Below are 25065 nucleotides of genomic sequence, written 5' to 3' on the forward strand. Positions count from 1 at the left end.
CCTACACCCCCACCCCCAGCATACCCTCCCGCGCAGGCGTCGGCCCTGCGCACAGCCCCCACCGTATCCCGACCCCGCCGCCCCCTTGCCCACAGCGCGCGAGGGGCAGGGCAGGGGCCTCGGGCCTTCGGTGAGGGGCACGCGCGCACTCCCTCGGCGCTCTCACGTGCTCACGCACCCGCCAAGGAGCCTTGTGCCATGATCACCACCTATGAAGTCGGATACACCGTCCCCGAAGCCCCCGGCCCGAATGAGCGGCCGCTGGCCGGGCCGACCGATCTGCGCGATCCGGGCGGGCGCGCGTTCGTCGGGGCGTGGCTTGCGCGTTTTGTGTTGGCCTGCCGCTGCGCTGCTTGAGGCCATGTTGCGGCGGGGCGGATTGGCAATCCGCAGCCGGTCAACGCGGAGGCGCGGGGGCGGGTTTTCTGCTCTAGGACACTGTCTCATGTGTCTCCAACACGGCGCGGCGTGACAGCATCGCGAGAGCGGCGAAAGTCGCGGTGCCGCTCGCTATCATCCACAGGAAGGCGCCGGGCTGGCCGAGGCCCCAGTCGAGCACGCCGAGCACCGCGACCTGCACCACGATGGCGCCGAGCGCGGCGGGGGCTGAGCGCGATCCGGCGAGCCCGGCGATGATCGGCACCGCCAGCACCGCCGCGATGGCTCCGGCGTCGAGCACGAGGTTGCGCAAGCTCTCCCCCTGCAACGCCAGCCACGCCGCGAGGGCCGCCGCGCCGACGGTCGCGCTGCGGGCGGCGCGCAGCATGGTGCGGGGTGAGGCTTCGGGGTTGAAGCGGCGATACCCGCTCTCGGTCACCACCGCCGAGACCGCGAGCAGCGCGGAGTCCACCGACGACAGGATCGCCGAAACCAGCGCTCCGGTGAAGATGATCAGCAGCCACTCGGGGAACAGCGCGGCGGCGAGGCTCGGCAGATAGGTCTCGTCCGCGCCGAGCGTGATGCCGAGCAGCGGGGCGAGGGCAGGGCCGAACAGGCCGAAGCTCACCGGGATGAGGCCGACCGTGAGGTAGATCCCCGCACCCCACAGCGCGCCCGTGCGGGCGACCTCGGGCGAGCGCGCGGCGAGGGTGCGGGACAATGCCTCCTGGCTGACCATGGTGCCCGCGATGGGGATCAGCCAGAGCTCGGCGCGGTCCACCCAGCTCTCGCCCGGGGCGGTGATGCTGAAGGTGGCGGGCGGGGCGGCGGCCCACATGGCGGCGGGGCCTCCGAAGGCGCTGGTCATGAGGGCGAAGAGGATCAGGATCGCGACGACGATGATGATGCCCTGCACGATGTCGGTGACGACGTCCCCGGCAAGGCCGCCAAACAGGGTGTAGGTCATCACCAGCAGCGTCGCGCCGATTAGGGCGGGGGTGAAGTCGAGCCCCGATGCGCTGGCGATGATGGTGGCGAAGGCGAAGAGCTGGGCGGCGGACCAGGTGGTGGCGGAAAGCGCGATGACGCAAGCGGCAAGGCTCTCGGTGCCCGGCCCGAAGCGGCTGCGCAGGAAGTCGGCAAGGGTGATGAACCCGCCGCTCCTGAGCCGGTGCGCGAAGAACAGCGCAATGGCGAGGATACCGATCGCGTAGGCAAAGGGCTCGGCCCGGGCTCCGGCCAGGCCATCGCGCGCGACCTCGCCCGACGTTGCGATCAGGCTTTCGGAGGCGAACCACGTGGCGAAGAGGCTCATGCCCACCGCCAGCGGCCCGAGCGAGCGGCCCGCGACGAGGTAGTCGGCATCGGACTTGGCCCCGCGCCCGGCCCACACCGCCAGCGCGATCTGGGCTGCGACATAGGCGAGGATCAGCATGAGCGTGAGCGTGATGGCGGTGTCCCCCTGTGCTGTGCGGCGCGCTCGGTGGTAACCCGGCAGGCCGCAGGTGCAAGAGGGGCGTTCGCGCTATTCCCGGCGCAATGCATCCCGCTGACTGCGGGCCGCGTTACTGGCAATGGACGGGGTAGACAGGAAGGCGTTCATCATGGTGCGGTTCACATCCCTGACCTTGCTTGCCGCAGCGGCGCTGCTTGCGTCCGTGCCGGGCTTGCAGGCGGGCTCGATCAAGTCCGGCTTGCAGATTGAGCCGGGTCAGACCTTCGAACTGGGCGGCGGGCAGCGGGGCGGCTTTACCGTCACGGGCACGAACACCGGGCCGGTCGCGGTGGAGGTGCTGGGCAAGGCGGGCGAGGCGGCTGCGGCGCCGCGCGCTACGGTTGCGCCGGGCGGCAAGCTCAAGGCGGACTTCGGTCCTGGCGAGATGGCCCTGCTGCGCAACACGTCGGCCGCGCGCACTGCGAAGCTGAAGCTGACGATTACGGGCGATACGGCCGCTCTGGGGATGGGCTACTCCGCCAATCCCTAGAACGCGGCGGTCAGTCCTTGATCACCGCGAGTTCGACCGTGCCGTGGCCGCGCTGGACGAGGCCAAGTTCCTCGGCGGCGGCGCGGCTCACGTCGATCAGGCGGCCGCGAGTGAAGGGGCCGCGATCGGTGATGCGCACCACGACGCTCTGGCCGTTGGCGACATTCGTGACGCGCACCAGCGTGCCGAACGGCAATGTCCGGTGCGCGGCGGTCATGCCCGCGTTGCTGAAGCGTTCGCCGCTGGCGGTGCGGCGGCCATCGAACTTCGCGGCGTAATAGGAGGCGCTGCCGCGGCCGAGCACGGTTTCCTGCGGGGCCGAGGGCGCGGGCTGATCGAGGTTGGCGACAGACACGCTCACGTCTGCGTCGGGCGCGAGCGGCACCAGCTCGATCACGGCGGTGCTGCTGGCGAAGGTGTCGATCGCGGAGGGGCCGGCGTCGGGTGTCGCGGCGGTCGAGGCAGCCAGCGGGGCGAGGCCGAACAGCGCGGCCACCGCCATGGCCTGGACGCTGCGCCGAGCGAGGCTTTGGGCTCCGAGGCCGTGGATGCGATGTTCCCTCCGCATGGGAGGCGCCGATACCGGCCAGAGGTTACCCAAGGCAAACCGGCGGCGGATTTCGTCGTCACCGGCCATCCGGTGGGGAACGAGTCGAAAGAAAAATCCGACGAATCGTGATGGAACAATGCCGGTGCTGTGCTGTTTACGCCCGATCATCCATCCGCGACTCGGATTCGGTGCCGCGATTTCGTGGCTGTGTATGGTGATGTGGGCTCAGGTCGCGGGTGGGCGACAGCTTGACCCGCAATGCAAATGGGGCCGGCATTGCTGCCGACCCCACTCTCACCGGCGTGTGGATGACCCTCGCTCGTGATGCGTCCGGCGAACCTTCCGCTTCATCCGCTCGGAGCCATGCTTGGCGCCCGATGTCTAGCCTCTCGCTGACCTGTCTTGCGACCGTCCTTGCCAGAGATTTGTCACCGGCGCTCGCGCCGGCATCCGGCTTTCGCTCCTGCGCTGACCTGCGTCCACCGAAGCCCGAAGTCTTCGCCTTTCGCTGCCTTGCGCGCTCGCTTGGCCGAGGCTGTCGTCCCTTTACCGTTCAAAAGAACTGCGGCTTGGGGGCTTTCGCCGTTTCCGCTGCGCTTCCGATCGGCCAGGTTCTTGGCCTGTCCGGTGTCACCGCGTCGCTCCGATCCTTGAATTGAGCCGACTTGCCTTTGGCCGAAGCCTCCTGCATGCCGTCTCCAGACCGGCGCGTGGACAGATGCCACCGCCATCCTTGGGATCAAAACCCCGGTAACTTCAAGGCCTTGCGGCTTTCCGTTCCGGTTGCTTCGTGTCCCGAAGACAGGTTCAAAGTGCGCCTGAATCGGCGATCTGACAACATCCGAGCATGCGAGTTTTCCACCAAGGGCCAATTGGCTTGTGGACACGAGTGGATAAGTCAACGCTTCGTCGCAATTGTCGCGATCCGCGCAAGAAGCGGGAACGAAACCGCCTCCGAATTGTCACGTTATAGGCCCCGCGCCGCCGCAGCGAGCGGGGCGACTCGGTTTTCCACCAAGGATGAGCCCGTCAGGCGTCCCGATTGCGGCGCGCCAGCAGCCGCAGGCGCAGGCCATTCAGCTTGATGAAGCCCTCGGCGTCCTTTTGGTCATAGGCCCCGGCGTCATCCTCAAAGGTCACGTGGGCCTCGGAATAGAGCGAGAAGGGCGACTTGCGCCCCACCACGCTCGCTAGCCCCTTGTAGAGCTTGAGCCGCACCGTGCCGGTGACCTTGTCCTGGCTGTGGTCGATAGCCGCCTGCAGCATCTCGCGCTCGGGACTGAACCAGAAGCCGTTGTAGATCAGCTCGGCATAGCGCGGCATCAGCTCGTCCTTCAGATGCGCTGCGCCGCGATCCAGCGTGATCTGCTCGATCCCGCGATGCGCGCGGGCGTAGATCTCGCCGCCGGGGGTCTCGTACATCCCGCGGCTCTTCATGCCGACGAAGCGGTTCTCGACCAGATCGAGCCGCCCGATGCCGTGCTTGCGGCCGAGATCGTTGAGCGCGGCGAGCAGCGTAGCGGGGCTCATCGCCTCGCCGTTCAGCGCCACGCCGTCACCCTTCTCGAAATCGACCGTGATATATTCCGGCTGGTCGGGCGCGTCCTCCGGATTGACCGTGCGCGAATAGACGTAGTCGGGGGTCTCCTCCCACGGGTCTTCGAGCACCTTGCCCTCGGACGAGGTGTGCAGCAGGTTCGCGTCGGTCGAGAAGGGGCTGTCGCCGCGCTTGTCGCGTGGCACCTGGATCTGGTGTGCCTCGGCCCATGCGATCAGCGCGGTGCGGGAGGTCAGATCCCATTCGCGCCACGGAGCGATCACCTTGATATCGGGATCGAGCGCATAGGCGCTGAGTTCGAAGCGCACCTGATCATTGCCCTTGCCGGTGGCGCCGTGGGCGATGAAGTCGGCGCCGGTCTGGTGCGCGATCTCGACCAGACGCTTGGAAATCAGCGGCCGCGCGATCGAGGTGCCGAGCAGGTAGTCGCCTTCATAGCGGGCATTCGCGCGCATCATCGGGAAGACGAAATCGCGCACGAATTCCTCGCGCAGGTCCTCGATGAAGATGTGATCCTCGGCGATCCCCATCGCCTTGGCCTTGGCGCGGGCGGGTTCGATTTCCTCGCCTTGCCCAAGGTCGGCGGTGAAGGTCACGACTTCCAGCCCGCGTTCGACGCTCAGCCACTTGGCGATGACGCTGGTATCGAGACCGCCGGAATAGGCGAGGACGACTTTCTGGGGCTGGGCCATGGGCGAGGTTCCTTGGGCAAAAAGAGCGCCGCGCCCCTAACAGTGCGCGCGGGGCGGGGCAATCGCGGTTTCGCTTGTGGAAGGGCCGGAGCCGCATCTTGGCAATCGACCGGCAAGGATTACCTGATAAAGCCTTGCGCGATGGCGCTTTAATGCGCGGTCTATCAGGGGTCTGTATGCTGGCAATGTGGAGCAAGGCGCGCGAGTTGGCGGAGGCGACCCCGCCCGAGCGCAATCGCTGGGTGGATTTTCTGCGCGCGGTTTCGATTCTGGCGGTGGTGTTCGGCCACTGGCTGATGGCCGGGCTCTACGTCAACGAGGCGGGGGAATTGACGCGCGGCGACCTGCTCTCGGTCTCGCAATGGGCGCATTGGCTGACCTGGGGCTTTCAGGTGATGCCGGTGTTCTTCCTCGTCGGCGGCTATTCCAACTCCGTGAGCTGGGGCGCGGTGACGCGCAAGGCGGCGCCGGAGCAGGCGGGCGTCTATCGTGATTGGCTGGCGAGCCGGGTGCAGCGGCTGATCACGCCGACCTTTCCGGTGCTGCTGCTATGGGCCGCGCTGGCGCTGATCCTGACGCAGGTGGGCCTGCCGCGCGAACAGATTCGCATGGCGACCGAGGCGGCGCTGATCCCGGTCTGGTTCCTCGCGGTCTATCTGCTGGTCACCGCCTGCACGCCGGTGATGTTCCGGGCGTGGAATCGCTTCGGCTGGGCGAGCTTTGCGGTGTTCATCCCGCTGGCGGTGCTGACCGACTGGCTGACCTTCACCGCTGGGGTGCCGTGGGTCAACTTCACCAACTTCCTTTGGGTCTTCCTCGCGGTGCACCAGCTGGGCTTCGCATGGCGCGCGGGCAAGTTCGACAATCGCTGGCTCGCATGGGCTTGGTTCGCGGTCGGCCTTGCGGTGCTGGTGCGGATCACGGCTTTCGGCTTCTACCCCGTCTCGATGGTGAGCGCGCCGGGCGGCTTTTCCAACTCGCTCCCGCCGACGGTGGCGCTGCTGGCGCTCGGGATGGTGCAGGTCGGGCTGGTGCTGGCGCTCGAGCCGCTGGGGCGGCGGATGCTCGCCAATGTCCGCCTGTGGACCGCTACGGTGCTGATGAACGGGATGATCATGACGGTCTTCCTGTGGCACCTCACCGCCTTTGTGCTGGTGATGACGGTCGCCTGGCTGGGGCTTGGCGGGGCGGGGCTTGATACGGTGCCGGGGAGCGCGGCGTGGTGGGCCTCGCGCCCGCTGTGGCTGGGGCTCTACATCCTCGCGCTGCTGCCGATGATCGCAATCTTCGCGCGGCATGAGCGCAGCTTCGGCCCGATCCGCGGCGGGCGCACCGTGCCGCGGCTGCGGGCGGTGCTGGGTGTGGTCGCGATCTGCGCAGGCTTGGGGGCGACCGCGGGGCTCACCATCGCCAGCCCCGAGGGCGTTACCGGCGTGCGGCTGTGGGTGATCGCGCTCGTGCTGGTAGGCGCGGCGCTGATGGGCTTCGGCCCGGTCTACCGCCCCCGCAACCGCCCCGGGCTGCCCGAGGCGGGTTAGCTCCCGATCAGATAGTCCCGCGTGATCGGCAGGGCGTTGCGGTTGCGGACATACTGGATCTGGTAATTGCCCATGCCGCCATGCTCGAACACGGTGGCGGCGCCTGCGAGATAGAAGGTCCACATCCGGAAGAACTTCTCGTCATAGAGCGCGACGATCTTTTCGCGGTGCTCCATGCAGTTGGCATACCACTGGCGGATCGTCTTGGCGTAGTGCAGCCGCAGCGTCTCGACATCGGTCGCGATCAGGCGGAATTTCTCCGAGGCGGCGACGGTTTCCGACAGGGCGGGGATGTAGCCGCCGGGGAAGACATATTTGCGGGTGAAGGCGTCGGTCGTCCCCGGCCCGCCGAAGCGCCCAATCGTGTGGAGCAGCATAACCCCGTCATCGGCAAGGATCTGCGCGCAGGCCTGAAAGAAGGTCTCGAACTGCGCGCGCCCGACGTGTTCGAACATCCCGACCGAGACGATCCGGTCGAAGCGGCGACCTGACGCGGCGGTGTCGCGGTAGTCCTCGAGCAGGATCGTCACCTTGTCGGCGACCCCCGCATCGCGCGCCCGCTGGCGGGCGAGCGCGGCCTGTTCTTCGGACAGGGTGATGCCGGTGACATGGACATCGTGATGCTTGGCGAGATGGATTGCCATCCCGCCCCAGCCACAGCCGATGTCGAGCACCTCCTGCCCCGCCGACAGATGCAGCTTGCGCGCGATATGCTTGAGCTTCGCTTCCTGTGCCCCGGCGAGCGTGGTCACGCCCTCGGGCCAATAGGCGCAGGAATATTGCCAATGCTCATTGTCGAGCATCAGCGCGTAGAGATCGTTGCCGATGTCATAGTGATGCGCGACGTTCTTCTTCGAACCCACGTGGTTGTTGATCTGCTCGGCGGCGAAGCTGGCTTTGTTGATCAGCCGCTTGAGCGTGCTCGGCGGGCCGATATCGCCGCCCTTGTCCCACGGGTTGTTCGACCGCAGCAGGCTGACAAGGCCCATCACGTCGCCTTCCTCGATCAGCAGGCGGCCATCGATGAAGGCCTCCGCCGCGCCGAGCCGCGGGTCCATCAGGATGTCGCGCGGCACCTTGGCGTCGGTGAAGCGCAGCACGATTTCCGGGAAGCCCTCCGCAGAAGTGCCATAGGTGCTGACGCTGCCGTCAGAAAAGACGATGCCGAGGCGGCCCTGCTTCACGGCGCGGGAAAGGAAACGGTCGAGGAGAGGCTTGCTCATGGGGCTCCTTTCTAGGATGCTGAAATGCCAGCTAAGGCAAGGCGCGCGGCTTGCGCAAGACGCGGGTCGGCGAGACGAGGGGGGGAGTGGCATGGCAGAGGCAAAAACCACTATTACCGACGTTGCGGTCGAGGATTTTCTCGCCAGCGTCGTGCCGCCGGCCAAGGCGGAAGAGGGCAGGGTGCTCGACGCGCTGTTCCGCAAGGTCACTGGCAAGGTGCCCAGAATGTGGGGCCCCACCATCATCGGCTACGGCGAATACCGCACCACCTATGACAGTGGGCGCGAAGTCCACTGGATGCGCAGTGGCTTTTCCCCGCGCAAGGCCAAGCATTCGCTCTACTTCATGGGCGGTTATTGCGACGCGGACACAGGCACGGCGCGCGAGGCGAAGCTGGCGCGGCTGGGGAAATATTCGCGCGGCGCGAGCTGCCTCTATGTGAACAAGCTCGCCGATATCGACCTCGCCGTGCTCGAGGAGATCATCGCGGAGGACTGGGCGGCGATGCAGAAGATCTACCCCGACAGCTAGATCCCCGCATACCACTGGTATCCGGCGGTATCTTCCCAGAACCCGCCCTTGCCGTCGCCGATATCCGCGAAGCTGGCGACCGCCTCGATCGCCTTGACGTATTTCGCCTGCTTGTAGCCCAGCTGCCGCTCGATCCGCATCCTGAGCGGTGCGCCGTTCTTCTCAGGCAGCGGCTCGCCGTTGAGGCTGTGGGCGATGATCGTTTGCGGGTGATAGGCGTCGACCATGTCGATGCTCTCGTAATAGTCGCGGCCGTAGAGCACGTCGGCGCAGCGGAAGACGATGAACTTCGCGCTCTCCTTCACCTTCGCGGCATCCAGCAGCGCGGCAAGCTGCGGCCCCTGCCATTCGCCGATCGCGCTCCAGCCCTCGACACAGTCGTGGCGGGTGATCTGGGTGCGCTGGGGCAGGGCCTTTACCTCGTCGAGCGTCAGCGCCAGCGGCTTCTCCACCAGCCCGCGCACCTCGAGCCGCCAATCGGGGAAGCCCCCGGCCAGCTGCGCCTTGTAGAACGGATCCTCGACCGTGACCGAGCCATTGCCGCGGAAGGTGGGCGAGCGTTCGGCGCGGGTGTATTCGGGGGCCAGCCCCTGCTTGCCCGCCAGCGCGCGGTGGAGCGTGCGGTGGCCATCCTCCGCCGCGTCGAACAGCGTCTTTGCGCTCTCGCTCTGGTTGATCTTGGCGCAGGCCGAGGCGGACAGGGCCGCCATCCCGGCAAGCAGCGAACGGCGCGGCAGATCAACCATGGCTGGGCTCTCCTTCGAGAACGGGTTCGGTGGCGGGGGCGGGTTGAGGCGCTTCGGTTTCGCTTTCCACGCGCTTGCCGCCGGTGATCATGCCGAGGATCAGCCGCCAGTCGGCCAGCGCGAGCAGGAGATGGATGACGAAGAAGCCGAAGATTGCCCAGGCAGCGATAAAGTGCAGCGAGCGCGCGCTCTGGCGGCCGCCCAGCACCTCAAGCAGCCAGGGCGCCACCGCCTGAAAGCCCGGACTGATCGCAAGGCCGGTGAACAGCATCAGCGGCATCAGCACCCCGAACACCATGCCGTAGAGGATTTTCTGCACCGGGTTATAGCCATGCGCCGCCGCCCCGGGCCCGTGTGCCTTGAGCGAGGCGATCACCGCACTCGGCGTCCAGTCGCGCGGCGTGGTGGTGAGATCGCGGCGGAAGTGCCCGTTCACCAGCATCGCGATCCAGATGAAGGCCAGCCCCAGCCCGAACGGCCAGGCCATGGTGATGTGCCAGTCACGCGCGATCGCGAGGTTGTAATATTGCGGGATCGTCGACCATGCCGGGAACTTGATGACGCTGAGCCACGCATCGCGCGGATCGAAGCCATAATCGCCCCAGTAGAGATAGCGGTGGGCATTGGAAATGTTCAGCCCGGTCATGAACAGCACGATGATCGATACGGCGTTGACCCAGTGCCACAGCCTTGTCGATAGCGCGTGTTGCTTCCTCGTTTTCATGCAATCGCCCCCCTGGCGTCTTCGCGTGCCAGCCAGATCACGTCGCGCGGCTGGTCCATCAGGTGCTGGCCGCTGTCGATGAACAGGCTTTGTCCGGTTTCGAGCGCGCCTCCGGCGAGGAACAGCGCGGCCTCGGCAATTTCGTCGGCCCCGGTCTTGCGGCGCAGCAGATTCAGCCGGTGGGAGATTTCGGTCTCCTCCTCGCGCTGGTCGTGGCTGGCAAGGATCGCGCCGGGCGCAATGCCATAGGCGCGCACTTCGGGATCGGTAACGCCCTTCGCCAGCATCCCGATGGTGGCTGCCAGCGCGTGCTTGGACATGGTGTAGCTGAAGAAATCGGGGTTGGTGTTGGCGATCTTCATGTCGGTGACATTGATCACGCTGCGCACGCCCGCGCCTTTGGTGGTGTGGGCGATGAAGGCCTGAGCGATCCGGGCCGGGGCGAGCGCATTCACTTGCATCGCCGCCCGGTTCGTTGCCGGATCCAATGCGGTTACACCGTCATAATCGAAAACCGAGGCCGAATTGACGAGGCAGCGCCAGCCCGGCAGCCGCGCCGCGAGCGTGGTAACGGCGGCAACGGCGGCGTCATCGTTGGCAAGATCGAAGCCGATGGTCTCGGCAGAAGGCAGGCTAGCGGCGAGCGAATCCGCTTCGTCGGCGCTGGCGCGGTAATGGATCACGCAATGCCATCCGGCGGCAGCGAAGCGCCGGATGATTGCCGCGCCGATACGGGTCGCCCCGCCGGTCACGAGAACGGCGGGGCGGAATTCGGGCGCTGCGGTCATGTCGGGCATGACGCAGCGCTAACAGGGCAGGGGCTGCGCTTCAATCGGGGAGCGCCGCGCGGCCCTCTCCCGATCAGCGGCGCATCAGCGACAACGCAGCTCGCCCCGGTCGATTTCACGGCCAAGCAGGCCGCCACCGATCGCGCCAAGCAGGGTGCCGACGCTGCGATCGCCGCGGGTGTCGATGGTGCGACCCAGCAGCGCTCCGACACCCGCGCCGATCACCAGACCGGTAGTGCCGTTGTCGCGGCGGCAGTAGTAGCGGTCACCATCGCGCCAGATCCGGTCGCCGCGCGAGAGGCGACGCGGTTCGTAGTAGCGGCCACGCGAATCGTAGATGCGGTCCTTGTCCCGCTTGCCCCACGCCTTGGCGTGGCGCGGCGGATCAGCCTGCGCCGGAGCCGCCATCGGCAGGGTCATCGCAGTGGCGGCGAGAATGAGAGCAATCTTCTTCATGACAGGTCCTTTCGGTGTGTCTGCATTGGGAAGGTTAACCGGGCTGACGGCGCGAGGGTTCCATCACAAGGGGAGCCCGTCGCGCCGCCGCCACGGCTCAGCGGCAGCGGGCTTCGCCGCGGTCGATTTCACGGCCGAGGAGGCCGCCGCCGATCGCACCGAGCAGGGTGCCGAGGCTGCGATCGCCGCGGGTGTCGATAGTCCGACCGAGCAGCGCGCCGCCGACCGCACCGACCACTAGGCCAGTGGTGCCATTGTCACGGCGGCAGTAATAGCGCCCGTCATTGCCGCGCCACACGCGGTCACGGCGGCTCAGACGACGCTCGCGCTGCCAGTCGCGGCGGTCGCGGCGGTCTTCGCGCCAGTCGCGACGGTCGCGGCGATCGCGCCAGTCGTCGCGGTCATAGGCGGCGACCTGGTCGAACGACACGGCGCTGTTGTTGAAGCTGGCGAAGATCGGCGCGGGCGCGGCGGGGAGTTCGGCGGCCTGCGCGGGTGCGGTAGCGGCGGCCATCGAACCGGCGGCGGCGGCGATCAGGATGAGGTTCTTCATGGTCGTTTCCTTGTATCGGCGTATTGGCTCCCCGATTGGAGCGACCCCGTTTTCGTTCAGGTTGCGAGAACCCACGATGAACGGCGATGTCAGGAAAACGGCAGAATTGTTCAGAAAGCGGGCTTGCGGGATGAACCGTGGCTCAGCCGCGCCGGGCTGCGGCTTTGGCGCGCAGGCGCGGGGTGAGCGTCTCCAGCGCCGCCAGTTCGGCGAACTCGGCGGGGCTCGCCTTGCCCGCCACCAGCGCCCGGAATGCCCGCGCGACGTTCCATTCGCCTGCTCCGATCGCGACTCGTTCGAGCAGGTCTCCGGCCTGAACCTCGCCGGTCTCAATCACCCGGAGATACCACCCGCAGCGCCCGGTCGCGACGATCTGCGCGACCATGCCCTTGTGGCCAAAGCGGTGCTCGATCTTCCAGCACGGCTGGCGCGGCTGGCTCACCTCGACCAGCGCGGTTCCGAGCCGGAAGCGGTCGCCGATATGCACCATCTCTTCGGTGAGGCCTCGCACCGCGAGGTTCGAGCCGAAGCCGCCGGCCTCGTCCAGCGCGGGGTGATCGCCGATCTGGTCGCGCCACCACGCATGATGGTCGAGCGGGTAGAGATGCAGCGCCATCTCCGGCCCGCCATGCACCGTGCGATCAGCCTGCTCGTCAGGGGCGAGGCCCTCTTCGAGCACCTGCACCACGCCCTCGCGCGGACGCTTGGCAATGGCGCTGGTCTCCGCGCCATGGAAGGGGCGGGCGGTACCGGTGCAGACGGCCTCAATGGTCCAGATGGTCATGGTGTCCTCACCAGAAGATCGATCCAGTCGCGCTGCGTGCCGTCGCTGGCCTTGCCTGCGTAGGTCTCCTGCGACTCGATGATGAACCCGGCCGCTACGTAGGCCGCGATCAACCAATCGGCAGGGGGAAAATTGTGCAACCGGCCCAAGAGGTCGCGGCCTTCACCGTCGCCCAGCTTGTAGCTCGAAAAGAACCATCCGCCGGGCAGCAGCGCGCGGTGGATGCGGGCGAGCACATCGGGAAGCGCCGCGCGCGGGCAGTGCAGCAGGCTCGCATGGGCCCAGACGCCCGCATAGGCGGCCTCCGCTTCGAGTTCGTGGAACGCCATCACCCGTGCGCCGAGATTGAAGGCCTCGTTGGCGCGCTTCACGAGTGCAGGAGTGGCGTCGGTCGCATCGACGGCGAAACCGCGCTCGCGCATATGGGCCGCATCGCGCCCGCCGCCGCAGCCGAGTTCGAGCACCGCCGCGCCTGCCGGGAGCCGGCCAAGAAAGGCGTCGAGCTGGTGGCTATGTGCCTCGCCCGAATGGAACACCCAATGCGGCGCGTGGGCCTGGTAGAAGGCAATGGTCGCCGGGTCGATCATCCTTCCAGATTAGTTCAATCCTTGAGATGCGCAGCAAAAAATTTGAGCGTCTCCGGCCAGATCACGTTCTGGGCGGCGACTTCTGCCGGAGTGGCATATTTGCTGGGGCTGCCGTCGCCTGAGAGGGAATGGCCCGCGTCGGTGAAGACCAGACTGACCGTCGGCAGGCCTGCAGCCGCGCGGCGTTCGGCAATATTCTGGGCCATTTCGCCTGAATTCCAGACGAGGTCGGCATCGCCGCCCGCGACCAACACGGGCTCGTCGATAATCTCGACCGGGATGCGCGCGGCCACCGCGCGTTCGGGATTGGCATTGCGGCCATTGTCATGCGGAAGCCGCAGGCGCGGCCGCCCATCGGGGCCGGTCGGATTGGCGAATTCCTCACCCATTCCTTCATAGGGGACAAAGGGCAGCGGCTTGCCTTGCCAGCTGAAGGAGCTGGGGCGGATGCCGTCACCTACGCCCCAACCTTCCCAAACCACATCGGTAGGAACGATCGCGGCGATGGCGGCAAAACCATCGAGATACGCGCCGGCGAGCAGCGCGTATTCCGCACCCTTGGAGACGCCGTAGATGCCGATGTCGCCTGCGCGGATGTCAGACCTCGCAGCGAGCCATGCGCGTGCGGTTCCGGCGCCTTCCACAGGGATTTCGGCAAAGGCGCGGGGCAAGGCGGGAAATTGCTGTGGCCGGTCCCCCCACGCGGGCGAATAATAGGGCACACCGAGAACGGCATAACCTTCGGCCAGGAAGCGCGGTGCGAGCCCCCGCACGCCGCGATCGCCGCCTTCGCTTCCGCCGAACAGAATGATGGCGGGGAAGGGACCGTCACCTTGCGGGGTCATCAGGAACGCACCGGGCAGCGCGTCTCCAACCAGAATTTCGGACGTTGCTGGCGCCGCCGTCTCTTGCGCGCATACGGCGACCTCAAGAGCTGGAGCGAACGATAGGGCGATGGCTGCCAGAATGGGGCGAAGGCTCATCAGTTCGTCTCCTCTCGTGTCGCTACATGACGAAGCTACGCGCAAGAGCCGCCAGCGGATGCGCCTATTGCAGCGCCGCAGCCTCGCGGTCGCGCTGGGCGCGGGATTTCTTCTCCGCTGCGGTCTTCAGTTGGCCGCAAGCCGCGTCGATATCGCGCCCGCGCGGGGTGCGGACAGGGGCCGAGAAACCGCCTTCGAAGACGATCTCGGAAAAGCGCCGGATGCGTTCGGCCGCCGAGGTTTCGTAGCCTGCACCCGGCCAGGGGTTGAAGGGGATCAGGTTGACCTTCGCGGGCAGGTTGAACTGGTGCAACAGGCGGACAAGCTCGCGCGCATCGTCGTCACTGTCGTTCTTGTCCTTGATCATCACATATTCGAAGGTGATCCGCCGGGCGTTGGAGGCACCGGGATAATCGGCGCAGGCCTGCAACAGCTGCTCGATCCCGTATTTCTTGTTGAGCGGCACCAGCTCGTCGCGAACCTCTTTGCGCACGCCGTGCAGGCTCACCGCGAGGTTCACCCCGATCTCCTCGCCGCAGCGTTCCATCATCGGGATGACGCCGCTGGTGGAGAGCGTGATGCGGCGCTTTGAAAGAGCAAGGCCGTCGCCGTCCATCACCAGCTTCAGCGCATCGCGCACGTGATCGAAATTGTAGAGCGGTTCGCCCATGCCCATCATCACGATGTTGGTGAGCAGGCGGCCATCGGCGGTGTAATGACCCGCCTCGTCATCCTCGTCGATCACGTCGGCGTCGGAGATCATCGTCCCGCGCGGCCATTCGCCCAGCGCATCGCGGGCGAGCATCACCTGGCCGACGATCTCGCCGGGGGTGAGGTTGCGGACGAGCTTCATCGTGCCGGTGTGGCAGAAGGAACAGGTGAGTGTGCAGCCGACTTGGCTGGAAACGCACAAAGTGCCGCGCGTCTCGTCGGGGATGAAGACCATCTCGAAATCGTGCCCGTCGGCGGTGCGCAGCAGCCATTTGCGGGTGCCGTCGACCGAGTGCTGGGCCTCGACCACATCGGGGCGGCCGATCACGAACCGCTCCGCCAGCCACGGGCGCATCGGCTTGGCGATGTCGGTCATCGCCTCGAAATCGGTGACGCCGCGGTGGTAGAGCCAGTGGAACACCTGCTTGGCGCGCAGCTTGGCGGCCTTGGCGTCCAGACCGGCTTCCTCGAACAACTCGCGAATGCGCGGGCGAGGCAGGCCGATCAGGTCAACGCGGCCATCCGCACGCGGCGTGATGTCGCGCGTGGCGGGAACCGGGTCGACGAGGCCCGGAATGGTCATGAGTGCAGTATCGGCCATGGGTGGCGGCCATATAGTGCGACTTGAGAGTTTTGACTATCCCCCGTCCCGAGCTTGACCCGGGACCCCGCATCTTGCCGCAGAGTGAGCTGGGCCTTGGGTCAAGCCCGGGGGGGAAAGCGGAACCTATCGCTTGGCACACCCCACCGTCGCCGCGTCGATGGCGGTGGCGGCACCAGCAAGGCTGTAGCGATCAGTGAACCCCCCGCCCGATACGCTCATCCGGCTTGCCGAGCGCATCGCCGCGACAATCGCCGCGTCCTGCCGCACATCGGCGGCCCACGCATTGCGGCCCTTGGCGACCAGCTCGAACCGCTTGCCGCCCACCACCAGCCGAATCGCGCTCTTGGCCCCGACCTCGCGCGAGAGGACGATATGCACTGCACCGCGCACGCCCTTGTCAGGCCAGTTCGAGACCGTGGCATAGGCTGGCGCAGCGGGCTTTCCCTGCGCCTTTGCGATGGCATAGCAGCGCAGGGGGCTCGGATCCTTGAACGCCGCCCAGCTCTCGTAAACGCCAAGGCTCTCACGCGCGGCCAGCGGCGCGGCGATGGCGATGAGGGTGGCGGCAAGGAATAGCGGTCTGAACAGCATCGCGCCTGCGATTGCCCAGCGGCGGTGAATTTGCAACAGCGTGTCTCCATGTCGAAGGACCATGCCTCCCGCTCGCGCACCCTGTCCTACTGGCTACGGCACGCGCCGGAGGCGGGTGGGATCACGATCGATCCGCAGGGGTGGGCAGAGGCGGGGGCGGTGCTGGCGGCGTTGGCGCGCGAGGGTCTGCCGACCTCGGAAGCGCTTCTGCGTGCCGTCGTCGAGGGAAGCGACAAGCGCCGTTTCGAACTGTCCGGAGATGGTCGACGCATCCGCGCGCGGCAGGGCCATTCGGTCGCGGTCGAGGGAAGTTGGGAACCTGCGACGCCTCCTCCCGTGCTCTATCACGGCACCGTTGCGCGGTTGATGGATGCGATCCTGCGCGAGGGGCTCACAAGACAGCAGCGCCACCACGTCCACCTTTCGCCCGATCTCGCGACCGCCCGGCAGGTCGGCGCACGTCGAGGGGAACCGGTGATCCTCGTTATCGATGCCGCGCGGATGGTGGCGGAGGGCCATGCCTTTGCCGTGTCGAGCAACGGGGTGTGGCTGGTCGAGGCGGTGCCGCCCGGATACCTGAGCCGCGCCGATCAGCCGTAATCGATCGCCAGCACTTCCCACTCGCGGCTGCCCGATGGAAGGCTGACCACGCGCAAATCCCCCACGCTCGCGCCGCGCAGGGCCCGTGCCAGCGGGGAATTCCAGCCGATCTGGCCCGCGCCTGCGTCCTGTTCGTCATCGCCGACTAGCGTGACGGTTTGCTGATTGTCGTCTTCGTCCGCGATTGTCACCGTCGCGCCGAAGAACACGCGGGATCGGTCGATCTGCGCGGCCGGATCGACCACCCGCAGCACCTTCATCCGACGGGCGAGGTGCGCGAGTTCACGGTCGATCTCGCGCATCTTCTTGCGGCCGTAGAGATAGTCGCCGTTCTCCGAGCGGTCGCCATTGCCCGCCGCCCAGCTGACGATCTCGACGATCGCCGGACGCTCGGTGCCGAGCAGGTGGTCGTAACGCGCCTTCAGGGCCGCCATCCCGGCGGGCGTGATCGGTGCCCCCTGCGGTTTCATGCCCGCACGCAGGCTCAGCGCAGGAAGGAGTCGACGGGGCGGGGCAAGCCAGCCTGTTCGGGATACATGTGCGAATAGGTCACCGCATTGCCGATCACGCGCATGATGTAATAGCGCGTCTCGAAATTGGCGGGGATCTTCTCGACCCAGGTCACCCAGTCGATTTCGCCCTTGCGCGGGTCGCCGTTGAGGCGCAGCCACTGGTTCACGCGGCCCGGCCCGGCGTTGTAGGCTCCAACCGCCAGCGGGTAGGCCCCGCCGTAATAGTTCATCATCCGCGCGAAATAGGCATCGCCCAGCTGGATATTGTACTGCGGCGCCTCGGTCAGGTTGCTGGCGAGGTATTGCACCCCCGATTTGCCCGCCTGTTCGCGCGCGGTGCCCGGCATCAGCTGCATCAACCCGATCGCGCCCGCATGGCTGCGCCGGGTGCGGTCGAATTCGCTTTCCTGCCGCGCGATGGCGTGAACCATCGTCCAGTCATTGACGAAGGACGGCGTTGGCACCGTGGGAAAGCCGATGCGCTCGAGACCATTGAGGCCGTTCTCGCCCGCCTTCATGCCCAGCACCACCGCCATTTCGTCGAGCCCGACTTCACGCGCGAGCATCGCCGCCATCAGCATTTCGGTCGGCGAGTCGGCTTCGTCGCCCAGCGCCTCGAAGAAGCGGCGTTCGGTGCGCCAGTCGCGGCGGGTGCGGGCGAGCGCGCGGATCGCCTTGACCACCGGGCGCGCTTCGAACTCGGCGCGCACGCTGGCGTCCATCGCGGGTTGCGGCAGTCCGGCAAAGCCCGGCATCGGACGGCCCAGCGCCGAGAGCGCCAGCTGCGAATAGTAATATTCGGGCCACTGCGCGGCCATTTCGAAATAGCTACGCGCTGCCCCCTCGTTGCCCGCCGTGCGCGCGGCGCGGCCGGCCCAGTAATAGCCCTTGGCCTTGGTCAGCGGGGTCTTGGCGGCATCGCCATAACGCGCGAAGAGCGGCGCGGCGGTGGTGCCGTCGCCCATGCTCCACAGTGCCTTGGTGCCGCCCAGCCACATCAGATCGGTCAGCCGGTCGCGCAAGGTGAAGCTGGTCGCCGAAAGGTCGGTGCCGGGTGCGAACAGATCCTCGCTGCGGGCAGCGATGCGGGCCGCGTCGCTCGGCCCGACATCCTCGGCGAGACCGAGCAGCTGGCCGACGAAAGCCTCGGGATCGAGCGCCGGGCGGGTGAAGGCCGGGCGATTGGTGAAGACCCGCGCGGCCTCGTAATTCTGGCCGCTCGACCGCAGGAACTTGACGAGGTTGAAGACATAGCCGGGATCAGCCTCGGCCCCGGCGGGAACGGCGATCCCCGCAGTTTCGGGGCGGGCACCGCGCAGCAGCGACAGGCGGGCGAGGGCCAGCGGACGGTCGGGCTCGGAAAGGTTGATCACGTGGCGCGAGGCGGCATCGGCCTTGCCCTGCCACAGCAGCGCATCGGCGCGCAGCGCGTGATCTTCCGCAGTGAACTGCGAGCCCCAGATCTGCGCGATATAGAGCTCGACCGCATCGCCCATCTCGCCGCCGCGCCATGCCTTGCGTGCCTCGGCCAGCGCCTCGGGCCGCTGCACGGCGGCGAGCGCCAGCGCATAGCGCGCGCGGGCCGGATTGGTGAGCGGGGGGTTGGCATCGAAGAAGGCGATCACATCGGCCTGCGAGGGTGCTTCGTTCTCCAGCGCAGCCTCGGCTCTGAGACGCAGGATTTCGGCGCGCGGGAAGCCCGGCCACGCCATCACGAAACCGGCATAGTCGGTGAAGCTGTTGGTACGGCTAGCCTGCAGCACTTCCCAGCGGGCAATCGCGGCATCGACGGCGCCGGGCTGGCGTGCGACGAGATCGCTGCCCGATCCCCAATCCTGCGCGGCTGCGGGCATCGCCACCAGCGCGCTCGCGCCGACGCCGAGAATCGCAGCATAAATCCGTGATGAATTCATAAGTTTACGGACCATGCTGGACATAGTGCCAATCGGCTCCTTATCAGGCGCTTAACGGATGAGAGGTGGGGGGAGAGCCCCTTGTGTCTCACTATCTAATGATGAAGGCAGGACAAAGGCAATGTTCAGCGGTTCGATACCCGCTCTGGTGACTCCTTTTCGCGGCGGGACGTTTGACGAAGCGGCCTTCCGGCGGCTGGTCGACTGGCAGATCGACAACGGCAGCGCCGCGCTGGTGCCTTGCGGGACGACGGGGGAGGCCTCGACCCTGTCGAACGCCGAGCATCACCGCGTGATCGAGGTTTGCATCGAGCAGGCGGCGGGCCGCGTGCCGGTGATCGCGGGCTGCGGGTCGAACGATACGCGCAATGCGCTCTTGCACATGAACTTCTCGCGCAAGGCGGGCGCGGCGGCGGGGCTGTGTGTGGCCCCCTATTACAACCGCCCGAGCCAGCGCGGGCTGATCGCCCATTTCAGCTTTCTCGCCGAAAACAGCGACCTGCCGATCGTTCTTTACAACGTTCCGGGCCGCACCGTGACCGATCTGGAAGACGAGACGGTGGTGGCGCTGGTCAACAAATATCCCGACCGGATCATCGCCATCAAGGACGCGAGCGGCGACCTGTCGCGCGTCGCCGATCATCGGATGGGCATCGGGCGCGAGTTCTGCCAGCTTTCGGGCAATGACGAGCTGTGGCTGCCTCACGCGGCGGCGGGCGGGCGCGGGTGCATCTCGGTGACGGCCAACGTCGCGCCCAAGCTGTGCGCCGAATTCCACGCGGCGATCGCGGCCAACGAGCTCAAGAAAGCGCGCGAGCTCAACGACCGCCTGTTCCCGCTGCACTACGCGATGTTCTCCGACGCCTCGCCTGCGCCGGTCAAATATGCCCTGAGCCGCGCCCACGACTGGATTGAGCCCGAAGTGCGCCTGCCGCTGGTGGAGTGCTCGGACGAAGCAAAGCGCGCAGTGGACGAGGCGCTGGTAGTGGCGGGGGTGCTGGAGGCCTAAACCACCTCATCCTCGTCGAGCATCCCCTGTGCGCTGCCTTCGGGCTCGCTGGCGAGGATCGCTTCGGTGATCGAATCGATCCGTGCGCCGACGCGCTCCGGGTGGGCGATGGCGGCGATGTGGAACAACGCGTCGCCCTGATGGACGACCGGCAAGGTCGCATGGCCGATGATGATGCCGTCGATCGGGCTGATCATGTTGTGCGCCTCCTCGTCCATCAGCCCGGTGACGCAGCCGAGCACATCGCCCTCGCGCACCGGATCGCCCGATTGCCGCGCCGGGTGCATCACGCCGCCACGCGGGGCCCTGACCCACATCGTCCGGTTGGCGCGGGCCGGGATGCCGACCGCGCTGAGTCCGTCATCGGCCTCGATCATGCCGAGATGCGCCAGCACCCGCGTCACGCCTGCGACCCCGGTCTCGATCGAGAGGCGGTCGAAGCGCAGCCCCTCGCCGGTTTCCAGCAGCAGCATGTCGACCCCGCTCTTCTGCGCCAGATCGCGCAGGCTCCCGTCGCGCAGCGGGCTTTCGATGATCACCGGCGCGCCGAAGGCCATCGCGAGTTCGACCAGCCGGTTGTTGCCCGCCGCGATCCGGATCTGGGGGAGGTTGTAGCGGTGGACCGCGGCCGAGTGGATATCGATGCCGAGGCTGCACCGTTCCACCACTTCGCGGTAGAAGATATGCGCCACCTGTCCGGCCAGCGAGCCGTTGGCGCTGCCCGGAAAGCTGCGATTGAGGTCGCGCCGGTCGGGCAGATAGCGCGAGCGGTTGAGAAAGCCGAAGATGTTGGCGACCGGCACCAGCAGCACCGTGCCCGCAAGACCCTGCGGATCGATCTCCTGCGCCAGCCGCTGCACCACCGCCGTGCCGACGATCTCGTCGCCGTGGATTGCCGCGCTGACGAACACCGCCGGGCCCGGCTTGGCCCCGTGCAGCACCCGCACCGCGAGCGAGGAAGCGGTGCCCGTCGCCATGGTGGTGATCGGGAAGCCCACGTCGCGCAGCGTGCCGGGTGCCAGCGTCTCGCCCGCGATGATGAACGGTTCGGCCTGATCCATCGCTGTGCTTTCCCTGCTGCCCCGGTGCGACGTTACGCCGCGCAGCTTCAAAGCGCAAAGCGCGCCGCCCGTTTTCCCCCCTCGCTTTTTGCCGCGCCAGTCCCTACATCGCGCCCCCTTATGGTACGCCCGAAACCCGTCACCTTCGACAAGCTCAAGATCGTCGCCGAGAACCGCCGCGCGCGGTTCGACTATTCGATCGAGGATACCTACGAGGCGGGCCTCGCCTTGCAGGGCACCGAGGTGAAGGCGCTGCGCGCGGGCGAGGCGTCAATCGCCGAAAGCTATGCCGAGGTGAAGGACGGGCAAGTGTGGCTGATCAACGCCAACATCCCCGAATACAGCCACGGCAACCGCCTCAACCACGAACCGCGCCGCCCGAGGAAGCTGCTGCTCCATGAACGCGAGATCGAGCGCCTGTTCGGTGCGGTGGAGAGGAAGGGCATGACGCTGGTGCCGCTGTCGGTCTATTTCAATCGCACGGGCCGGGCGAAGGTGGAGCTCGCGCTCGCCAAGGGCAAGCAGACTCACGACAAGCGCGCCAGCATCAAGGAGCGCGACTGGAAGCGCGACAAGGCCCGCCTGATGCGCGACAAGGGCTGAGCGCCGAAATTTCGCACCGAGGCTGCGATTCACCTACTGGTCACCACGGCGATGCTACCCATATGGGAACCACCCATGCTTCCCCGGCCTGCCCCTTACGCGATCATCGCCCCGCAGCACCCGCTCCGCCGCCATACGGGCGCGCGGGCATGAGCATTCCGCCGCCCAGACCCACCGTGACCGCCCGGTCCAAGACCTGGGCGATGGACATGATCCGCAAGCACATGCCGACGCGCGAGCAGATGGCGACGAACAAGTATCTGGCGCCGATCGCGCATCGGTTCCTGTCGCCCGAATTGTGGCGTTTTACCCGCCGCTCGGTGCCGCGCGGGATCGCGCTGGGGCTGTTTTCGGCCTTTATCATTCCGATCGGGCAGATCTTCCTTGCCGCCTTCATGGCGCTGCCCTCGCGCGCCAATGTGCCGCTGGCGGCGCTGGCGACCTTCATCACCAATCCCTTTACGCTGCCGTTCTGGCTGGTGGTGGCGAACAAGGTCGGCAGTTTCACGCTGCGGCTCGATGCGGCCGGCCCCGCGCTGGCGAGCGGCAAGGCGCAATCGAGCGCCTGGGCGATGCTGGTCGATTTCTTCCAGATGGCAGGCACCACAGCGTTCGGCTTCGTGGTGCTGGCTATCGTGACCCCGGCAGTCGGCTATCTGGTATCGGGCTGGGTGTGGCGCGCTGTGGTGTCCCGCAAACGCGCCAAACGGTTGAAGGCGATGGAAGCGCGGCTCGACCGGCGGCTCGGCGCGCGCTAGACAGCCGCGCTTGAGGCGAGCGGGCCTGACCCCGGTTTCGCCTGACCCGATCCGAAGGAGCCTCCCCGCTTGTCCCGCCGTTCCGGCCCCAGTCCCAAGCTGCCTGCCGCCCCGTCCTCCGGTGCCGATGTCGCCGATGGCACTGCTGTGTCCATTCCCCCTGCCACCGTGCTGATGGGGCTGGGCGCTGCCGTGCTGGCGAGTGCCGGGGTGCTCTATGTCGCCACCGGGAGCTGGCTGGTGGCGCTCGCCTTCGTGCTGGCGGCTGGGTTGATGCTTGGCGGGGTGGTGCTGCTTGACCGGGTGCGTGCCGCGCCCGCCGCCGACGCGCCCGCTGCGCCCGACTGGAGCGTGACGGTCGCCGCGATCGAGCGTGCGGGCGAGGCGATCGCCATCACCGACCGCGCCAACCGCATGGTCTGCGCCAACCGCTTCTTCCTCGACACCTTCGGCACCGGCGCCGCGCCGCCCGCTTTGCCGCTCGAACGCGCACAGCTCGAAGCGGTGACGCTGCTGGCGCGCAACGCTTGGCGCGACGGGACGGCGGCGCTCGAGGAGGTCGAAGCGTCGGACGAGACCCGCTGGCAGATCACCGCCACCCGCGCCGGGCGCGGCGAGGATCATCTGATCTGGCGGCTGCGGCCCGTCACCCGGCCGCGCGGGGCCGATCTCGGCGCGCTCGATCTGGCCGGGCCCTTCGGCAAGATGCTGAGCCGCGCGGGGATCGAGACCGCGATCACCACCGCCGACGGCGTGATCCGCATGGTCAGCGCGGGCTTTGCCGAGCGTGCTGCGGGCGACGACACGGCGACGCTGGTGGGGCAGGACTTCGTCAGTTTCCTGCGGTCGGACGAGCGGGATCGCATCTTCTTCGCCCGCGAGGGGCGCAGCGGCACGCCGCAGACGCTGGTCGACATCCCGCTGGTCGATCCCGAGGAGCGCGTCACCGCCGCCCGGCCCGACGAGGCGACCTCGCTGATGCTGCTGATCGATTCGGGCGTGGGCATCGGCAGCGGTTTCGACGGTGCGGCGCAGGCGGGGGTGGCGCAGCTCGACGCCTTGCTCGCGCAGCTCCCGCTCGGCCTCGCCATGACCGACCGCGACGGGCGCTTCCTGTTCGGCAATGAGGCCTTCCTGCGCTCCGTCGGGCGCGAGGGACGCGGGTTGCCGCAGTTTCCGACCGATCTGGTGGTGCGCGAGGACAAGGCCGCGCTGTCCGACGCGGTGCGACGCCACGGGCGCGGGCCTTCGACCAGTGGCGATGTCGCGGTGCGGCTCGTCAACAGCCCTGAAGAGCCGGTCAGCCTCGGCCTTGCGGGCGTGCGCGGGCTGGGCGAGGCGGCGGTGCTGCTCAGCCTTGCCGACACCAGTCAGGAAAACCAGCTGCGCCGTCAGGTCGCGCAGGCGACCAAGATGCAGGCGGTGGGCCAGCTGGCCGGCGGGGTCGCGCATGATTTCAACAACGTGCTGACCGCGATCATCGGCACCTGCGACCTGATGCTGCTGCGCCATATTCCGGGCGACAGCGACTATGACGACATCCAGCAGATCCGCGCCAATTCCAACCGCGCCGCCGCCCTGACGCGCCAGCTGCTCGCCTTCTCGCGCCAGCAGACGCTGCGGCCCGAGATCATCCAGCTGCCCGACGTCGTCAGCGAGGTCAGCCCGCTGATCAAGCGGCTGCTGGGTGAGAAGATCACCTATTACGTCCAGCATGATCGCAACCTCGGCCCGGTGCGCGCCGATCCGCAGCAGTTGGAACAGGTGATCATGAATCTCGCCGTGAATGCCCGCGACGCGATCAATTCGCGCGGGAACGGGCAGGGGCGGATTTCGCTCTACACCCGCACGCTTCAGGCCAAGCAGGTGATCCAGCTCGGCTCGGAAGTGCTTCCGCCAGCGGACTACACCGTGCTGATCGTGCAGGACACCGGCGGCGGTATTCCGCCGCACGTGCTGCCAAAGCTGTTCGAGCCGTTCTTCACCACCAAGGAACAGGGCAAGGGCACCGGCCTCGGCCTGTCGACCGCCTACGGGATCGTCAAGCAATCGGGCGGGTTCATCTTTGCTGACAATATCGCCGACAAGGCCGGGCGGGTCACGGGCGCGCGGTTCACGGTCTATTTCCCGGTCCATCGCGGCGAGATGCCCAGAAAGCGCCCGGTGCAGGAGCTGGTCTCGTCCGACTGGTCGGCGGGGGGCAAGGTGCTGCTGGTGGAGGACGAGGACATGGTCCGCATCGTCGCCGAACGTGCGCTGGCACGGGCAGGCTACACCGTCACCGGCTGCGCCAATGGCGAGGAGGGCCTTGCCGCGATCGTCGAGGGCGGGGAGTTCGACATCGTCGTGTCCGATGTGGTGATGCCGGGGATGGACGGCCCCGCGATGGTGCGCGAAATCCGCAATCGCCTGCCGACCATGCCGGTGCTGTTCATGTCGGGCTATGCCGAGGAACAGCTGCGCCGCGACATCGACATCCCCGACATGCACTTCATCGCCAAGCCCTTCAGCGTCGCTTCGATCGGCGACAAGGTCGGCGCGGTGCTGCGCGAGGCCCGCAGCGAACAGGGGGCCGGGGCGGGCAGCTGATCGCGAGGCGGGAAAACCGCTCCGTTCACCTTGGATA

26 protein-coding genes are annotated in these 25065 nt (G+C 67.3%); 9 read left to right on the forward strand and 17 right to left on the reverse strand.

Annotated elements, in window-relative coordinates; translation table 11 throughout:
- Window positions 1–198 precede the first annotated feature (198 nt).
- Window positions 199–357: a hypothetical protein gene (locus BZF59_RS16280; protein ID WP_158094341.1), complete on the forward strand. Its 159-nt coding sequence runs from the start codon at window positions 199–201 to the stop codon at window positions 355–357.
- Window positions 358–430: 73 nt separating this feature from the next.
- Here BZF59_RS16280 and BZF59_RS15635 read toward each other — a convergent pair whose 3' ends face one another.
- Entirely contained in the window at window positions 431–1813 is a 1383-nt protein-coding gene (locus tag BZF59_RS15635; RefSeq protein ID WP_086609135.1) for a sodium:solute symporter family transporter, read from the reverse strand.
- A gap of 169 nt (window positions 1814–1982) precedes the next feature.
- Between BZF59_RS15635 and BZF59_RS15640 the strand changes: the two genes are divergently transcribed.
- A complete protein-coding gene (locus tag BZF59_RS15640) occupies window positions 1983–2363 on the forward strand; it encodes a hypothetical protein (RefSeq protein WP_143738196.1) in 381 nt (126 codons plus the stop codon).
- Window positions 2364–2373: 10 nt separating this feature from the next.
- Here the strand turns inward: BZF59_RS15640 and BZF59_RS15645 are convergent, their stop codons facing one another.
- Both BZF59_RS15645 and BZF59_RS15650 read right to left on the reverse strand, forming a co-directional pair.
- Window positions 2374–2931 carry a septal ring lytic transglycosylase RlpA family protein gene (locus BZF59_RS15645; RefSeq protein WP_245806179.1) on the reverse strand — a complete coding sequence of 186 codons (558 nt, stop codon included), beginning with the start codon at window positions 2929–2931 and terminating at the stop codon, window positions 2374–2376.
- Window positions 2932–3942: 1011 nt separating this feature from the next.
- Window positions 3943–5163, reverse strand: a complete 1221-nt coding sequence (locus tag BZF59_RS15650) for an argininosuccinate synthase (protein ID WP_086609138.1) — start codon at window positions 5161–5163, stop codon at window positions 3943–3945.
- A 176-nt stretch (window positions 5164–5339) separates the two neighbouring features.
- Between BZF59_RS15650 and BZF59_RS15655 the strand changes: the two genes are divergently transcribed.
- On the forward strand, window positions 5340–6701 hold the full coding sequence (locus BZF59_RS15655) for an acyltransferase family protein (RefSeq protein ID WP_158094342.1): 1362 nt from the start codon (window positions 5340–5342) through the stop codon (window positions 6699–6701).
- On the opposite strand, the gene BZF59_RS15660 is transcribed toward BZF59_RS15655, so the two are convergent.
- The gene (locus BZF59_RS15660) at window positions 6698–7924 is read right to left on the reverse strand and encodes an SAM-dependent methyltransferase (protein WP_086609140.1); all 1227 of its coding nucleotides are present in this window, start codon (window positions 7922–7924) and stop codon (window positions 6698–6700) included. The genes BZF59_RS15655 and BZF59_RS15660 overlap by 4 nt on opposite strands.
- 91 nt (window positions 7925–8015) lie before the next feature.
- Here BZF59_RS15660 and BZF59_RS15665 point away from each other — a divergent pair, with 91 nt between their 5' ends.
- Window positions 8016–8456 carry a DUF1801 domain-containing protein gene (locus BZF59_RS15665; protein WP_086609141.1) on the forward strand — a complete coding sequence of 147 codons (441 nt, stop codon included), beginning with the start codon at window positions 8016–8018 and terminating at the stop codon, window positions 8454–8456.
- On the opposite strand, the gene BZF59_RS15670 is transcribed toward BZF59_RS15665, so the two are convergent.
- The 10 genes from BZF59_RS15670 to BZF59_RS15715 form a co-directional block, all read right to left on the reverse strand.
- The gene (locus BZF59_RS15670; protein ID WP_086609142.1) at window positions 8453–9202 is read right to left on the reverse strand and encodes a molybdopterin-dependent oxidoreductase; all 750 of its coding nucleotides are present in this window, start codon (window positions 9200–9202) and stop codon (window positions 8453–8455) included. The two genes, BZF59_RS15665 and BZF59_RS15670, sit on opposite strands and share 4 nt — an antisense overlap.
- Window positions 9195–9926, reverse strand: a complete 732-nt coding sequence (locus BZF59_RS15675; protein WP_086609143.1) for a cytochrome b/b6 domain-containing protein — start codon at window positions 9924–9926, stop codon at window positions 9195–9197. The genes BZF59_RS15670 and BZF59_RS15675 overlap by 8 nt, the downstream gene beginning before the upstream one ends.
- On the reverse strand, window positions 9923–10723 hold the full coding sequence (locus BZF59_RS15680) for an SDR family oxidoreductase (protein WP_086609144.1): 801 nt from the start codon (window positions 10721–10723) through the stop codon (window positions 9923–9925). Before BZF59_RS15680 ends, BZF59_RS15675 begins: the two co-directional genes overlap by 4 nt.
- A gap of 75 nt (window positions 10724–10798) precedes the next feature.
- Window positions 10799–11170 (reverse strand): glycine zipper 2TM domain-containing protein, encoded by a 372-nt coding sequence (locus tag BZF59_RS15685; protein WP_086609145.1) that lies wholly within the window; start codon window positions 11168–11170, stop codon window positions 10799–10801.
- A gap of 97 nt (window positions 11171–11267) precedes the next feature.
- On the reverse strand, window positions 11268–11723 hold the full coding sequence (locus BZF59_RS15690) for a glycine zipper 2TM domain-containing protein (RefSeq protein ID WP_143738197.1): 456 nt from the start codon (window positions 11721–11723) through the stop codon (window positions 11268–11270).
- Window positions 11724–11865: 142 nt separating this feature from the next.
- Window positions 11866–12507, reverse strand: coding sequence for an MOSC domain-containing protein (locus BZF59_RS15695; RefSeq protein ID WP_086609146.1), 642 nt, complete (start codon window positions 12505–12507; stop codon window positions 11866–11868).
- Window positions 12504–13094, reverse strand: a complete 591-nt coding sequence (locus BZF59_RS15700; RefSeq protein ID WP_086609147.1) for a class I SAM-dependent methyltransferase — start codon at window positions 13092–13094, stop codon at window positions 12504–12506. The genes BZF59_RS15695 and BZF59_RS15700 overlap by 4 nt, the downstream gene beginning before the upstream one ends.
- Before the next feature lie 14 nt (window positions 13095–13108).
- Window positions 13109–13939, reverse strand: a complete 831-nt coding sequence (locus BZF59_RS15705) for an acyl-CoA thioester hydrolase/BAAT C-terminal domain-containing protein (RefSeq protein ID WP_245806180.1) — start codon at window positions 13937–13939, stop codon at window positions 13109–13111.
- Between the two features lie 202 nt (window positions 13940–14141).
- Window positions 14142–15389: a dual-specificity RNA methyltransferase RlmN gene (rlmN, locus tag BZF59_RS15710; RefSeq protein ID WP_086609149.1), complete on the reverse strand. Its 1248-nt coding sequence runs from the start codon at window positions 15387–15389 to the stop codon at window positions 14142–14144.
- Window positions 15390–15515: 126 nt separating this feature from the next.
- Complete coding sequence (locus BZF59_RS15715) at window positions 15516–15983, reverse strand: hypothetical protein (protein WP_086609150.1); 468 nt, start codon at window positions 15981–15983, stop codon at window positions 15516–15518.
- Window positions 15984–16031: 48 nt separating this feature from the next.
- On the opposite strand from BZF59_RS15715, the gene BZF59_RS15720 reads away from it, so the two are divergent.
- Entirely contained in the window at window positions 16032–16583 is a 552-nt protein-coding gene (locus tag BZF59_RS15720; RefSeq protein ID WP_086609151.1) for an RNA 2'-phosphotransferase, read from the forward strand.
- Here the strand turns inward: BZF59_RS15720 and greB are convergent.
- Both greB and BZF59_RS15730 read right to left on the reverse strand, forming a co-directional pair.
- Complete coding sequence (gene greB / locus BZF59_RS15725) at window positions 16574–17053, reverse strand: transcription elongation factor GreB (RefSeq protein ID WP_086609152.1); 480 nt, start codon at window positions 17051–17053, stop codon at window positions 16574–16576. The two genes, BZF59_RS15720 and greB, sit on opposite strands and share 10 nt — an antisense overlap.
- A gap of 14 nt (window positions 17054–17067) precedes the next feature.
- The gene (locus BZF59_RS15730) at window positions 17068–19023 is read right to left on the reverse strand and encodes a lytic transglycosylase domain-containing protein (RefSeq protein ID WP_245806181.1); all 1956 of its coding nucleotides are present in this window, start codon (window positions 19021–19023) and stop codon (window positions 17068–17070) included.
- A gap of 106 nt (window positions 19024–19129) precedes the next feature.
- Between BZF59_RS15730 and dapA the strand changes: the two genes are divergently transcribed.
- A complete protein-coding gene (gene dapA, locus BZF59_RS15735; RefSeq protein ID WP_086609153.1) occupies window positions 19130–20017 on the forward strand; it encodes a 4-hydroxy-tetrahydrodipicolinate synthase in 888 nt (295 codons plus the stop codon).
- On the opposite strand, the gene BZF59_RS15740 is transcribed toward dapA, so the two are convergent.
- Window positions 20014–21078, reverse strand: a complete 1065-nt coding sequence (locus BZF59_RS15740) for a succinylglutamate desuccinylase/aspartoacylase family protein (RefSeq protein ID WP_086609154.1) — start codon at window positions 21076–21078, stop codon at window positions 20014–20016. The two genes, dapA and BZF59_RS15740, sit on opposite strands and share 4 nt — an antisense overlap.
- A gap of 120 nt (window positions 21079–21198) precedes the next feature.
- Here BZF59_RS15740 and smpB point away from each other — a divergent pair, with 120 nt between their 5' ends.
- The 3 genes from smpB to BZF59_RS15755 all read left to right on the forward strand — a co-directional run bounded on the left by smpB (window position 21199) and on the right by BZF59_RS15755 (window position 25028).
- Window positions 21199–21681: an SsrA-binding protein SmpB gene (smpB, locus tag BZF59_RS15745; RefSeq protein ID WP_086609155.1), complete on the forward strand. Its 483-nt coding sequence runs from the start codon at window positions 21199–21201 to the stop codon at window positions 21679–21681.
- Window positions 21682–21830: 149 nt separating this feature from the next.
- Window positions 21831–22439, forward strand: a complete 609-nt coding sequence (locus tag BZF59_RS15750) for a DUF2062 domain-containing protein (protein ID WP_342744129.1) — start codon at window positions 21831–21833, stop codon at window positions 22437–22439.
- 174 nt (window positions 22440–22613) lie between these two features.
- Entirely contained in the window at window positions 22614–25028 is a 2415-nt protein-coding gene (locus BZF59_RS15755; RefSeq protein WP_169712087.1) for a PAS domain-containing sensor histidine kinase, read from the forward strand.
- The last annotated feature ends 37 nt before the right edge of the window (window positions 25029–25065 follow it).

This window comes from Erythrobacter donghaensis, from assembly GCF_002155425.1.
Taxonomy (GTDB): Bacteria; Pseudomonadota; Alphaproteobacteria; order Sphingomonadales; family Sphingomonadaceae; genus Erythrobacter; species Erythrobacter donghaensis.

Excerpts from the sequence above, each read along its gene's own strand:
- BZF59_RS16280 (WP_158094341.1), top strand. The coding sequence starts at position 199 with ATGATCACCACCTATGAAGTCGGATACACCGTCCCCGAAGCCCCCGGC.
- BZF59_RS15635 (WP_086609135.1), bottom strand. The coding sequence starts at position 1,813 with ATGCTGATCCTCGCCTATGTCGCAGCCCAGATCGCGCTGGCGGTGTGG.
- BZF59_RS15640 (WP_143738196.1), top strand. The coding sequence starts at position 1,983 with ATGGTGCGGTTCACATCCCTGACCTTGCTTGCCGCAGCGGCGCTGCTT.
- BZF59_RS15645 (WP_245806179.1), bottom strand. The coding sequence starts at position 2,931 with ATGCGGAGGGAACATCGCATCCACGGCCTCGGAGCCCAAAGCCTCGCT.
- BZF59_RS15650 (WP_086609138.1), bottom strand. The coding sequence starts at position 5,163 with ATGGCCCAGCCCCAGAAAGTCGTCCTCGCCTATTCCGGCGGTCTCGAT.
- BZF59_RS15655 (WP_158094342.1), top strand. The coding sequence starts at position 5,340 with ATGCTGGCAATGTGGAGCAAGGCGCGCGAGTTGGCGGAGGCGACCCCG.
- BZF59_RS15660 (WP_086609140.1), bottom strand. The coding sequence starts at position 7,924 with ATGAGCAAGCCTCTCCTCGACCGTTTCCTTTCCCGCGCCGTGAAGCAG.
- BZF59_RS15665 (WP_086609141.1), top strand. The coding sequence starts at position 8,016 with ATGGCAGAGGCAAAAACCACTATTACCGACGTTGCGGTCGAGGATTTT.
- BZF59_RS15670 (WP_086609142.1), bottom strand. The coding sequence starts at position 9,202 with ATGGTTGATCTGCCGCGCCGTTCGCTGCTTGCCGGGATGGCGGCCCTG.
- BZF59_RS15675 (WP_086609143.1), bottom strand. The coding sequence starts at position 9,926 with ATGAAAACGAGGAAGCAACACGCGCTATCGACAAGGCTGTGGCACTGG.
- BZF59_RS15680 (WP_086609144.1), bottom strand. The coding sequence starts at position 10,723 with ATGCCCGACATGACCGCAGCGCCCGAATTCCGCCCCGCCGTTCTCGTG.
- BZF59_RS15685 (WP_086609145.1), bottom strand. The coding sequence starts at position 11,170 with ATGAAGAAGATTGCTCTCATTCTCGCCGCCACTGCGATGACCCTGCCG.
- BZF59_RS15690 (WP_143738197.1), bottom strand. The coding sequence starts at position 11,723 with ATGAAGAACCTCATCCTGATCGCCGCCGCCGCCGGTTCGATGGCCGCC.
- BZF59_RS15695 (WP_086609146.1), bottom strand. The coding sequence starts at position 12,507 with ATGACCATCTGGACCATTGAGGCCGTCTGCACCGGTACCGCCCGCCCC.
- BZF59_RS15700 (WP_086609147.1), bottom strand. The coding sequence starts at position 13,094 with ATGATCGACCCGGCGACCATTGCCTTCTACCAGGCCCACGCGCCGCAT.
- BZF59_RS15705 (WP_245806180.1), bottom strand. The coding sequence starts at position 13,939 with ATGACCCCGCAAGGTGACGGTCCCTTCCCCGCCATCATTCTGTTCGGC.
- rlmN (WP_086609149.1), bottom strand. The coding sequence starts at position 15,389 with ATGGCCGATACTGCACTCATGACCATTCCGGGCCTCGTCGACCCGGTT.
- BZF59_RS15715 (WP_086609150.1), bottom strand. The coding sequence starts at position 15,983 with ATGCTGTTCAGACCGCTATTCCTTGCCGCCACCCTCATCGCCATCGCC.
- BZF59_RS15720 (WP_086609151.1), top strand. The coding sequence starts at position 16,032 with ATGTCGAAGGACCATGCCTCCCGCTCGCGCACCCTGTCCTACTGGCTA.
- greB (WP_086609152.1), bottom strand. The coding sequence starts at position 17,053 with ATGAAACCGCAGGGGGCACCGATCACGCCCGCCGGGATGGCGGCCCTG.
- BZF59_RS15730 (WP_245806181.1), bottom strand. The coding sequence starts at position 19,023 with ATGGTCCGTAAACTTATGAATTCATCACGGATTTATGCTGCGATTCTC.
- dapA (WP_086609153.1), top strand. The coding sequence starts at position 19,130 with ATGTTCAGCGGTTCGATACCCGCTCTGGTGACTCCTTTTCGCGGCGGG.
- BZF59_RS15740 (WP_086609154.1), bottom strand. The coding sequence starts at position 21,078 with ATGGATCAGGCCGAACCGTTCATCATCGCGGGCGAGACGCTGGCACCC.
- smpB (WP_086609155.1), top strand. The coding sequence starts at position 21,199 with ATGGTACGCCCGAAACCCGTCACCTTCGACAAGCTCAAGATCGTCGCC.
- BZF59_RS15750 (WP_342744129.1), top strand. The coding sequence starts at position 21,831 with ATGAGCATTCCGCCGCCCAGACCCACCGTGACCGCCCGGTCCAAGACC.
- BZF59_RS15755 (WP_169712087.1), top strand. The coding sequence starts at position 22,614 with ATGGGGCTGGGCGCTGCCGTGCTGGCGAGTGCCGGGGTGCTCTATGTC.